The organism is Martinezella lusitana (assembly GCF_900094565.1).
Classification (GTDB): domain Bacteria; phylum Pseudomonadota; class Alphaproteobacteria; order Rhizobiales; family Rhizobiaceae; genus Rhizobium; species Rhizobium lusitanum.
The window spans coordinates 209,250-220,014 of the sequence record NZ_FMAF01000009.1 but is presented as its reverse complement, the minus strand read 5'-3'; the positions used below and the strand labels follow the sequence as shown (position 1 = coordinate 220,014).

The following is a 10,765-nucleotide window of genomic DNA, read 5'->3' as shown; positions in this document are numbered from 1 at the left end:
GTCAAGGTCGCAGCGGAAGCGGTGGCCCTTGCCCGTGCGGGAGGTGTATTCGTGCCTGCCAGCAGCATTCTGGCTGCCAAGGAGTCGATTACTCCCGCCGCGAGCAAGAATTGCTGCCTCGACAGTCTGTTTACACCGCGCGAGGTCGTCGTTGCCGAGGCGCTGAGGCGCGGCAAGGCAAACAAGATCATTGCCTATGAAATGAACCTCTGCGAGAGCACCGTGAAGGTTCATATCCGCAACATCATGAAGAAGCTCAATGCGACGAACCGCACGGAAGTTGCCTACAAGATCCGGGAACTCGTGCAGTAACGCTTTGATCGCGCCGGCGAGCTTTGGTTGCTGCCCACCATGTGGCATCGCCAAAGATAGCGATCGTCGGCGTGAACTTGATATGGCGACGGACGAAGCGGCCTCAGCCAAGGCATGCGTCATCGCCAACACCGGATCTTGCGCGCCTTGTGAGGAGTCGAATGGCGGAGTCGAACGCTCTAAGCGGTTAGAGGCGTGGTTAGACTTCATCGTGGAATCCTTCCCCGATCGCATTTTGTATGTTGACCCGGTGGTTGACGGATCGCTGGAGCGCTTGAGGATGCCAGCGCTGCAAGTAGCCTGATAGACCGTTGCTGCGACCAGCTCTTCGGCCACGAATGGAAGAGCATTCACTCGGCCTTCGATCCTTCTGCCAGATAATCACATAATGATATACTGCTCCTGATTACCTCGTCCGGCCAGTGCCGGTGAACCTCACGTCCAGACTTCGTGGTCGCTAGAACCTCCAATGTACTCTCCATGGAGAAACTCCCTTCGCTCATCCATGGAAAGCCGATCACAGATTACAGCGGCTAGGACAACGTGGTGCCGGAACGGCGGTTACGGAAAGACGCAATCGATCAGTTCTGCACATTGAAGCAGCAGACCTGCCACTTCCCTGGTCAGCGGTGAGTCGGCGCCGGTTACGTCGAGCTAGAAGACGATGTCGAGATTTTCTATCAATGACGCGGCCGTTTCACGATGCGCCTGCCCTAGCCCTTAGGAGGGCTGAGACCATCGGTCTGATTGTGAATTGTCGCTCTGTAGCTCGTCTTGTGAGGTTGCGGAGGTAAGCGCCTGCAGAGTTGATATGACCTCCCCTTTCAAAAATGCACGCAATGGCGACGCCGGCATTTTCGGGTCCCATGACCTGGCAGGCTTCATGGAAAGCTGACGGGCTTATTTGAAGCATGGGTCGCAGAACAGCTGTTGCAGTCAGGAGGTCGTGCCATGTCCGGATCTCTCCACCCGGACCGTAGGGAGCGATTTCAAGGCATGCTCGAAGCACAGTATCTAGTGGAACTGAGGGCTGAAGCGACTTTAGCGGCACGCCAGTAGTTTCGCCGGCGGATGGGCGGATTTTTTTCCCAGCCTCAAAGGCGGACGGTGAACCAAGAGGCTTCGTCGGTTGCGCTTCCTGGACGGTTTCAGATTCAGAAATGGATTGTGTTTGTGAATCCTGTATGTGGCGCTCATTTTGGGATTCTTTGGCGCACATATTTTGCGTTTTATCGTGCTCGTCCAAGAGCTTGACGATCGTTGTGCGAAGCTCAACTAAACGGCCGAGGAGAAATTGGAGTTCTTCGAGCGACGGGCGGCGAGGCAAAGATGCAAGGCACGTGCGGAACCGGTCGTGGATCAGGCCCCACTCGCCTTCTACGTGACCGTCTAGCGCCAGCTGGATAAGCTTGGTTATGTCGCGCCGGCATAGGCTGATCCGTTCCCTTGTTGTGTGAAAATACTCCCGATCGGCTGTGATTTTCGCGGCGATCCCCTCGATCTCCCTTGCGCGTACCAGCAGCGGAGCCAAATTGAAGCCGAAAGCTTCGTTGATCTCCCCTGCCCTGCTCCGCCGTGCAAATCGCTTGCCGTTAGCGCTGTCTTTGCGAAGGATAAGGCCAGCGTCGACGAGTGCGGCCAGATGACGTCTCAACGTAGCTGCAGTCATACCTCTTGCGCGTATCGAAAGCTGGGCATTCGACGGAAAGACGATGAGGTCGTTGTTCGCAGTGAGTTCATCAGACGGGTAGAACGACAATAGAGCATCGAGGACCGATAGAGATCGATCGGAGACATTCAGTTCCTCGCGAGCCTCGCAAACGGCCCTGAAGAGCTTCCATTTATTTCGCTTGGTCTCAGGCTTTGCTTCGCTGATTTGTCGTTGCCGTGCCAACAAGGCAAACGACATCGACCGCCGCCCAAAGGGCGTCGTGACATGTCCACGTTCCATTTCTTCACCTTTCATAAGGCAAAAGAAATCCGCTCACCAAAAACGGTGCCAAGACTCTTGACTGTGATTCGTGGAAATGCGATTCTCGATCTTGCTTAAGGACTTGAGGAAGGCTTCCACGACGGGAACGTTTTGGTGGCCTTTTTCTTTGCGCTATTGCTCCTTTTGAACCAGATAGACTGCTTTACCAGACCTCATTTTACGCGGCCCAATTGATGATCGTACTCCCGTACGAGCTCAGGCATCCGCTCCGCCAACCAGCGAGCGAACGCATCTTGCTTTTTCGGGATAGTGACTGTGGTACCTGTGGACGAACTTTTCATCCGCCCGAACAGCCGTTCGCCGAGCGTAAAGTTGATCACATTGGACGACTCGTCCGGCTCTGTAGGAATGATGCCACTGGCCCTGTCCATTGCCATGCCGATACGGCCCGCTCCGTCTTTCGACAGAAAATCGGTGGTGTCCAGGATCTGGCGAACAGCGGCGACCTTGCTATCGTCCTTCAGAAGCTCGGCGAAAGCAGTCCACTTCGGACGACCGACGGATTTGGCGCGACCGATGGCAAAGATGATGTCAGCCGGAATGACGGAGGTGACACGAAACAGGTGTGACACGGCCGCTTCGGACAGAGCCAATACCGGACAAATGGCACGATGAGACAAGCCGGCTTCCTTTAACTGAACCGCCCACATTGCTTGCTCTATCCAGGTCAGGTTTTCGCGCACACCATTTTCAACAGCCTGTTCTTCGATGAGCTGCCGATCCGTGAGATTGCGGACATGCGCCTTTATTTTGACGGTCTCCGGTCGTTCGGAGTCCGCCATCAAGGATTTTATGGCTGCCAGACGGCGGTGGCCATAAGCGAGCTGGTAGTAATCAGGTTTGCTTGGATGCGGCCGAACGAGGACGGGTATTTTCTGTCCTTCGGCCGCGATCGAAACCTTCAAGGCCTCAAGTTCGGCTTCGGCCTCGTGATCGTTGTTGAATCGGTCCTGGTAGGGTGAGCGATCGATTCTAGACGGATCGATCGACAGGATGCTGTCCTCACCAAGGTGCGCAAGGGATTTTCCGACGTTGGCGATAACAGGCGATGAATGCCGTCGTGAAGGGACAGGCTTTTCAGTGGCGTCAGCCTCAACCGTCTCGGTGCGATTGACGGCCTCCTCGGCCATTCGTTGAAGGATGCTCTTCTTCATGGGCTGCGTCCCCAAATTTTGTGAGCGAGTGCCAGGATTTCGAAATTCACCCGATCGGCGCTTTCGAGCGCGCGCTTGAGGGCTTCCCTGCCGACCTCACCTGTTTCCAATTCATAAAGGGTTTTTTTGGCGACGGCGGCCCCGGCGATTGCCGTGGATTCGAGGGCTTCGGCCACAAGGACGTCATCACCAAACAGTCGCCGCATCACGCCGCCCATGTATTTTTGTGGGCCGTCGTTCGGGTTCACGCGCGTGAGCAGGAAACGAAAGAAGTCATGCTCGAATTTAGCTCCGAACTGTGCGAGCACTTCGGAAAGATCCGAGATCATGATCAGGAATTGATTGCACGAGGCAACATCGAGCATGGCTGGATGCACAGTGATTATGAGGGACGTTGCGGCATACAGGGCAGCAAGCGTGGAGTAGCCCAGTGAAGGTGGTGTATCCAGAATGACGAAATCGTACTGATCATCGACGCTCGCTATCGCGGTATTGATCCGCTCAAAGAAAAGACCAAGCTCGTCGCGCGTTTTCGATGTCAGATAGGTTGGTGTATCAAACTCGAAGTCCATCAGTTCGAGATTGCCGGGAACGAGATCGACGCCTGGGAAATAAGTCGGTTGGATTATGTCCCGGAATGGACGTCGCTCGTTGTCGTATCGTATCGCAGCATAGGTGGTCTCGTTATCGTTGAGATCGAATTCCGGTTGGATGCCGAACAGTGCGGTCATCGAAGCCTGGGGATCAAGATCAACACAAAGGACCCTATAACCTTGCAAACCGAGAAAATGTGCAAGATGGATGGATGTTGTGGTCTTTGAACTTCCACCCTTGAAGTTCGCGGTCGCAAGGATCTGGAGCTTTTCGCCCTTTCGGCGATGAGGCACGAGGTGTCCGGCATCGTCGGGTCGCAGCGAAGCGAGAAACGAGCGTAGTTCTCGAACTTGTTCGATCGTGTAGGTACGGCGGTTGTTCTCCGCTCTATCAGGAAGCGGCCCTTTTCCTTCGATAGTGAGTTGGCGTAGGGTGCTCTCGGGCACGCCGAGGAGGCGAACCAGATCGACGGTCGAGAAAGTCTTTGAAAATGTCTTTCGCGCTTCAGGCGGATAGACCGCCTCGCGCATGTCGCGGAGCTCCGCAGAAAGCTTCGACGTGTATACGCCGATTTTCGATGCGGTATCTGTGACGCTTTTGGATACCATCTGATGCATCCGGTCCTCTTGACGGTTTTATTCATTTTGCGGGGGCATTTCCGTCATGATTGGCAGAGGTCGTCCGATTCGACAAGCCATTTTTAGTTAATGAAAAATAAACGCTCCGCTGGTTTCAACTTACTCAGCTCTGTGGCAGTCGCCTTGAGTCGCTGCAAAGACTTTACAGTTGTAAAGTTGCGCCGTCCCCTCCCCTCGCAGTAGCCGGGGACTTTACAGCTGTAAAGTTTGAGTTGGCCCCGATGCGCAGGATGGGCGTGCGAATGCTTGCTATCGACGATATCCACCCAATGCTGACTGGCGCGTTTCGCCAGCTGCGGATTTTCCTCAATGTGATCCGCTTCCTTGCCGCCGACCTGAAGGTGCCGTTGATCTGTGTGGGCATCGATCGTGCCCGGTGAGCGCTTCTAACGGACCCGCAGCTCGCCGGACATTTGATCCGTTACACCTGGAGCACTGGTGGAATGATCAGCGCCTGACGTAGCTTCATTCCAGCCTAGCGTCCATTTCTCCCCCATGCCGGCATCGGCAGCAACATCTCCGGCGGTTCGTCTGCGGGTTCTCGAGCTTGCGGATGGCATGACTGGGCGCATATTCCGGTTGATGGAAACCGTTGCTAACGACGCCGTCCGCAACGGTAGTGGATGTATCGCCGCGGACGGCTTCAGCCGCCAGGACCTTGTGTTGCCGCTTGTGGCTATGGTTCGACGGTCGGAGCATTTGCTACAGTGGCGATCGGTGCGGCGATGCAAATCCGCCTCTTGGCGATCGCGCGGAGGTCCTACGCTGACGAGCTAACCTTGTCCAGGCAGGCAAGAGTGGCTTGTCGCTCTGGATGCGCGTCGGGCGAAATCGAGCATTGGTTAGGGCATGAGGATTGGCCGCCTGCGTTCGGAAGTTTCGAGTTGCGGGATTTTCGCCCGGATCCTCTGGTCCTCAGATCGCGCGAGCGGCCAGATTAAGAATCGCCGAAATTGAGCAAATGATTCTGAGCTAATCGCTGATGTCGATAGACCGGTATATTGCAGATCGCCGTGAGCAGGGGGTGCCCTGATTGCCTTGATGAGCACGTGTCAGCTGGCCGGGATCACTATCTTCGTCGCGAATGGGCTCATGTCGAAACGGTGGTTTGGCGGAAACATCGGCGAATGCTGCAGGACTTCTGCGAATGTTGCTTTGCGCGGACCCAATTTCGATTCCAATGTGTCGAGGAAATGGCGTGACTCATTTGCGGTCAATGTGCGAATGCGGTCTCGAGCGGAAAGGAAAGCCAAGAGGATCCGGCTCGGTTGGATTTTCTACTCGCGCTGACGGCAACTGTCGGGGCCGCCATCACGGAGAGAGCGGATGCCGTGGCGCGGAACGTCACAAAGGATGCGGTCCAAGTCTTGTGGGCGCCGTCGCAGGCGAATGAGAAGCCGTTCATTGCGTGGGTTGACCTAAAGCTTCCCTTCGGACGCCACCCCGTTTTCACCGTCCAGGAACCCTCTCGCCGACCTGTCGTCGGCGTGGCGCACGGTCCATTGATAGCTCCAGCGCAACTGCTCGATCTAGTTCAAGCAACACGGTTCGCAGATAGTTTGGAGTTCCTTGAGGATGCGTCGGTCAACACGTTGATTGTGATCGGACCGGGTTGGAGCGCTCGAAATCGCGCAAGGCTCGGTATGCTGCTGGCCACACATTTGATGGTGCGAGGGCTTGCAACACTGTGGACCGCCTGGACCAAGCTTCAATCTCTGTTGCCGCCTGATCCGCTATCCCCGACCGCGCCGGGCGCCGGCGCGCTGATAATCAACCTTTCTGTGCTTTCCTGTCAGCGCTGTGCCGAAGCTATAGCGGCAGTCTCACCAAGGCAGCCTGCCTGTCTGCTCGAAGCGATGCGATCGCCAATATCGCAATCATCGTAGCAGGGCTGATAACCGCGTTCCTGCGGTCGTCGGCCTGGCCTGATCTCATCGTTGGGATTGGCATTGCCGCAATGAACGCTGATGCTCCACGTGAGGTGTTCAAAGCCGCCACGGGAGAGCACCGCTCCGGAGTTGAAGCATAGATTGATGAGCCCGCGGCGCTATCCGTCGTGTTGCCGCCCTCATTGGAAGCGAAAAATTGAGGCTAGCGTCCGGCTTCTGACAGATCTTATTCCGATCTCCGCTAGGGGCTCAATCGCGGAGCAATCCGAAGCGGCGAGCTTCGTCGAGCAACGCCCTGACGGAAGACGGCTGCCACTTCCGACCGCCACGTGCTGGCGGTTGGTGCATCCGGTCCAATTGGGCAGCGATATCGCGCAGCGACAGATCAGGATCGGCGATGGCGATCCCGGCGACCAGCCGCATCAGATGATCCTCGGGCCGGCGGCGAGGGGAGCGCTTGATCAAGTCCGACTCGACGAGTTTCTCGCGCACCATCCGCTGGACCGCCCGGCGCAATCGCTCAGCTGTCCAGTCGTGGCCTTTCCGATTGAGGATCCGAACGATGTCGTCCCAATTATGCTGCGGGCGTAGCTGGCGCACGGTCGGCAGCCATGTCTGGGCCGACGCAATCAACTCGTCCAGATAGGCGCGGCCGCGAGCGGCTGAGACCGCACGCACTGCCTCCGGCCGACGTTCGCGAAGCCCGGGATTGCCAGCCAGCCTGCCACGCGCCTTGGCGGCTTTCATGCCGGACTTGGTCCGCTCCGCGATGAGGGCACGCTCGAGCCGGGCGATGGCGCCGAGCACCTCGAGGGAAAACATCCCCTGCGGCGTCGACGTGTCGATCGGATCGCGCAGAGAGCGGAAATGCACGCCGCGCTTCTCGAGATCTTCGATCACTTGAAGCAGATGGCTGACCGATCGTGCCAAGCGATCGAGACGAACGACGATCAGCACGTCGCCGGCGCCAAGTTCTTTCAGCAGTTTGGCGAGCACCGGCCTTGCGCGTGAGGCTCCCGATCCGTGCTCTTGATGAATGCGGTGGCAACCGGCGGCGCGCAACTCGTCGACCTGAGCGTCATTGAGCTGGTCCTCTGTCGAAACGCGGGCATATCCGATCAGCCTTTGGGTCGGGGGAGGGGGCTCGGCCTTCGCTGCTTTCGCCATCGATTTATCGGTCCATCTTGATCGACGTTTGTACAGATAGGGAATGCATGAGAAAAGGTACCTTTGCAAGCGTATTTTATGACCATAATGGAAGGCCACACAGCGCGTTTTCTGGTGTGGGGCAGGCGCTGATACGTCGCGACCGCAGAGTATGCGTCAGTGAGCCTCTATGGAGGAAATCGCGCGAAGCCATCTACTTCGAAAGTGGTTAGTGGCGGCCTATCGCTACAATGGGTTGTCGGCTTCTTGCCGGATGGGCCATTATCGACTTCGTGAGATCTGGGCCTCGGAGCAAACCAAGTATGGTGTTGAATTGCCGACAAGCCGACCGCGCTTGCGGGCGATGCATAGGGAGTCAGGACACGCCTTCGAAAGGTCGTTGCATGGTCGCTGGCTTGTAAGGGTACGTGGAGCAGAATGGGTGGCACTCTCGGTTTATGTCGGATTGTGCTGAGGATTTAGTTGTGTTGTGCGATCAATTTGGCGATGCAGCTGCAATCCATAGAGGCTCCTGCTCGCCGTTACCCAGAGAAGCGTTCGACCGTCAAGAACAGCAAATCAGCCCAGAAATGAACCGCGAAAATATCCGGTACTTTCTGTTTAAGTATTGGAGTGAAACAATTTTGCCGGGGTTATGAGTGGAAACGACAATCCGGGCGACAACCGCTGAGGGCTTTGGCGAGGCTTCCGTTTCGCTGAACGTAGATTCTCCGTCCAGTCCAAACCGGGGTCGCGGTTTTTTTGTAACCAAGCGCTTAATCGCTTTCCCCGCGCTCATGAAGGAAATGCAGTGAACAGACTTCACCTGACAACTATGACCCTCGCCACCATGCTTCTGACCACTGCGTCCGTCGATGCTGCCGATTTCTCCGTCACGCCGCTGAAAGAGGGCGACACCTTCACCGGTTGCCTCGCTCAGAACCCCGCCACAGGCGTCGGTCTTCTCGCGGTTGGCGACAAGGTCGTCCTGTTTGCCAATTCTTCGAAGTTCACTTTCGCCAAGGGCGATCAGGTGACCGGCTCCTGGTCGATCGATGGTGGCACGGCCACAAATTTCTCGTCGACTGCTGACACGGCAGCAACGGCAACGATCGACGTCCCGAACACGACCGAGGCCGTCATGGCACTGACCAGCGGCAAGTCGCTGAGCCTGACGGCCAACAGCACTACTGCCGATTTCAGCCTTGCGGGCGGCGAGAAGGCCTTCATGGGCTTGTCCGAATGCATGACCACCCAGGCGGCGCCGGCCGCTAACTAAGGCGCACCCATTTGCGAATGACATGGCGGGTACCATGGTGCCCGCCACATTTATGGTCAGCCCAAGCTGTTGAATTGCGTGCAAGATTCACCCAGTTTGCCATCTCGCCATGATTCAGCGACTGCTATGAAAATCAATGTTTTTCATTGCCTTGTCTGAAGCTTGGCCTGCTCAGGATCAAGCAGAAAACCGGGTTAATTCATGTCTCGAGTCAACAACCAAGCTTCGCAGTGCCTCCAGCGAAAGCGTATCGGCATGCTCAGGGGAGGCGAGCCGTTTCCTTGCCATCCCGGGACTGAATCATGATTTGCCCCGGTCAAGGAATACCCAGGCCCGCAACCAACTCGCAGAGCGAGCGCTTGTGCACAGGTCTTCAAGAAGACGGCTGCAGATGAGCGCGACCCTGAGCAGGCGAAATAGGCTCCCCGGGGATCGATGACCGTCTAGGTCGATCCTTGACACGAGCCGGCACAAACGTCCTTTGCATTCGATGGTGATCGCTATGCGCACCAAGGCGAGTACTGTTTGTGATGTCCGGCGACCGTGGCTTTCACGGCCCCTTATTTTGTCCTATTTACCTTATAAGGTAGCTCTCGTGCTGTTTTGGAGCAGGTTTTTACTGGTTGATATAAAAGAGAAAAATCTCTATACGGAAGTGTATTGGATACTTCTTTCTGCAGGCCATGCGCGACAATGGACTTGCTCTGCTTGGGTATCATCCGTCTCGCTGGACGCCCGTTTCGAAGCGTGGATCATCTTAAACCCTGCGAAGCACTTGTCAGCGGAATTCGTCGCGGGAACGCCACAGGGGCGGCTGTTCCCCAGGGGATACTGACACGCGCCGTAATCTAAGCCCCGCATTGAGAGAGAGAAAGGTGCCGGCAATCTTGGCGCGGAGCGATCGCTCCGGCGAGGGCGGGAAATGTATTGAGAGCTTTTGCAATGGAAAAGGGATTACGGACGAAATCAAGCAACTTTGCTGCAAACAGACAGATGATTTCGGCCTTAATGTCATGGCTGCCGGCCTTGAGTTTAGCGAGCAGCCTCAGTTCTGCGTGGAAACCAACAGCCTAGACATTGGCCGAAGCCGTGCCGAGCCAGACATCAGGTTTGAGAAGCAACGGTAGTGACCGTATTCCATCTACTGCCATTTTGCTGCAATTGTCAGGCGTGTAAACTTCTTCCTATTACTTCAGGCCATGGCTTCGCAAACTGCCCCACATATCCCATATGTCCTCGTTCCCGGAGATGAGCGCCCAGACGATGCGGGCATTCTTGTTTGCAAGAGCGACGGCTGCGCCACCGGGATGGCGTCGCAGACGAACTCGGCTAAACTCAAGCTTTCCCAAACGTGAGATCGCCTGCCTGTCGCCGGCAAGCCTTGGCCTGACGAGCGAAAAGATCGCGAAGGCAACCGGCTACCGCGTCAATACCGTCAATAGCTACCTGATTTCGGCAGCCAAGAAGTTGAAGGCGGGCAACCGGACCAAGGCGATTGCCGACGCCATCAGACGCCGGCTCGTCGCCTGATCGGCATTCAAGGCAATATTTCGACGAAATACAAAAGATCTAGCGAAGTAACTTTTGCACCTTTGTTTATTACTCTGCGTTAGCGAAAAATAAACCAATACACCCGAATAATCGGGTTACAGAGTCATTTGCCATGAGGGTATTTGTTCCTCTGTCCTGTCCAGACGTTTCCAGTGTGAAGCATTCCGAGCCGCGCTCCTTGCGAGCGGAGGTCGAACGAACTTGCCCGA

At 56.2% G+C, this 10,765-nt stretch carries 8 protein-coding genes and 1 pseudogene; 5 read left to right on the top strand and 4 right to left on the bottom strand.

What is annotated here, in order from left to right; genetic code table 11:
• The coding region (locus GA0061101_RS20170) for a helix-turn-helix domain-containing protein (protein ID WP_141694095.1) at window positions 1-312 on the top strand (312 nt) is incomplete at its 5' end.
• A gap of 697 nt (window positions 313-1,009) precedes the next feature.
• Here GA0061101_RS20170 and repC read toward each other — a convergent pair.
• From repC to repA, 3 genes are all read right to left on the bottom strand, one after another.
• Complete coding sequence (repC, locus tag GA0061101_RS20160) at window positions 1,010-2,263, bottom strand: plasmid replication protein RepC (RefSeq protein WP_037200150.1); 1,254 nt, start codon at window positions 2,261-2,263, stop codon at window positions 1,010-1,012.
• Window positions 2,264-2,457: 194 nt separating this feature from the next.
• A complete protein-coding gene (gene repB / locus GA0061101_RS20155) occupies window positions 2,458-3,459 on the bottom strand; it encodes a plasmid partitioning protein RepB (protein ID WP_037200149.1) in 1,002 nt (333 codons plus the stop codon).
• Entirely contained in the window at window positions 3,456-4,670 is a 1,215-nt protein-coding gene (repA, locus tag GA0061101_RS20150) for a plasmid partitioning protein RepA (RefSeq protein ID WP_037200148.1), read from the bottom strand. The genes repB and repA overlap by 4 nt, the downstream gene beginning before the upstream one ends.
• A gap of 242 nt (window positions 4,671-4,912) precedes the next feature.
• On the opposite strand from repA, the gene GA0061101_RS20145 reads away from it, so the two are divergent.
• Together GA0061101_RS20145 and GA0061101_RS40175 are read left to right on the top strand one after the other, a co-directional pair.
• Complete coding sequence (locus GA0061101_RS20145; protein WP_081938852.1) at window positions 4,913-5,071, top strand: TniB family NTP-binding protein; 159 nt, start codon at window positions 4,913-4,915, stop codon at window positions 5,069-5,071.
• Between the two features lie 1,107 nt (window positions 5,072-6,178).
• A pseudogene (locus GA0061101_RS40175) lies at window positions 6,179-6,720 on the top strand (cation efflux transmembrane domain-containing protein).
• Window positions 6,721-6,829: 109 nt separating this feature from the next.
• On the opposite strand, the gene GA0061101_RS20135 reads toward GA0061101_RS40175, so the two are convergent.
• Window positions 6,830-7,747: a recombinase family protein gene (locus GA0061101_RS20135; protein ID WP_037200147.1), complete on the bottom strand. Its 918-nt coding sequence runs from the start codon at window positions 7,745-7,747 to the stop codon at window positions 6,830-6,832.
• A gap of 790 nt (window positions 7,748-8,537) precedes the next feature.
• Between GA0061101_RS20135 and GA0061101_RS20130 the strand changes: the two genes are divergently transcribed.
• Window positions 8,538-9,005, top strand: a complete 468-nt coding sequence (locus GA0061101_RS20130; protein ID WP_037200146.1) for a hypothetical protein — start codon at window positions 8,538-8,540, stop codon at window positions 9,003-9,005.
• Between the two features lie 1,263 nt (window positions 9,006-10,268).
• Window positions 10,269-10,535 (top strand): LuxR C-terminal-related transcriptional regulator, encoded by a 267-nt coding sequence (locus tag GA0061101_RS20125; RefSeq protein ID WP_037200144.1) that lies wholly within the window; start codon window positions 10,269-10,271, stop codon window positions 10,533-10,535.
• Window positions 10,536-10,765 lie beyond the last annotated feature (230 nt).

Coding starts and splice junctions, on each gene's coding strand:
- repC (WP_037200150.1), bottom strand. CDS start 2,263: ATGGAACGTGGACATGTCACGACGCCCTTTGGGCGGCGGTCGATGTCG.
- repB (WP_037200149.1), bottom strand. CDS start 3,459: ATGAAGAAGAGCATCCTTCAACGAATGGCCGAGGAGGCCGTCAATCGC.
- repA (WP_037200148.1), bottom strand. CDS start 4,670: ATGCATCAGATGGTATCCAAAAGCGTCACAGATACCGCATCGAAAATC.
- GA0061101_RS20145 (WP_081938852.1), top strand. CDS start 4,913: ATGCGCAGGATGGGCGTGCGAATGCTTGCTATCGACGATATCCACCCA.
- GA0061101_RS20135 (WP_037200147.1), bottom strand. CDS start 7,747: ATGGCGAAAGCAGCGAAGGCCGAGCCCCCTCCCCCGACCCAAAGGCTG.
- GA0061101_RS20125 (WP_037200144.1), top strand. CDS start 10,269: ATGCGGGCATTCTTGTTTGCAAGAGCGACGGCTGCGCCACCGGGATGG.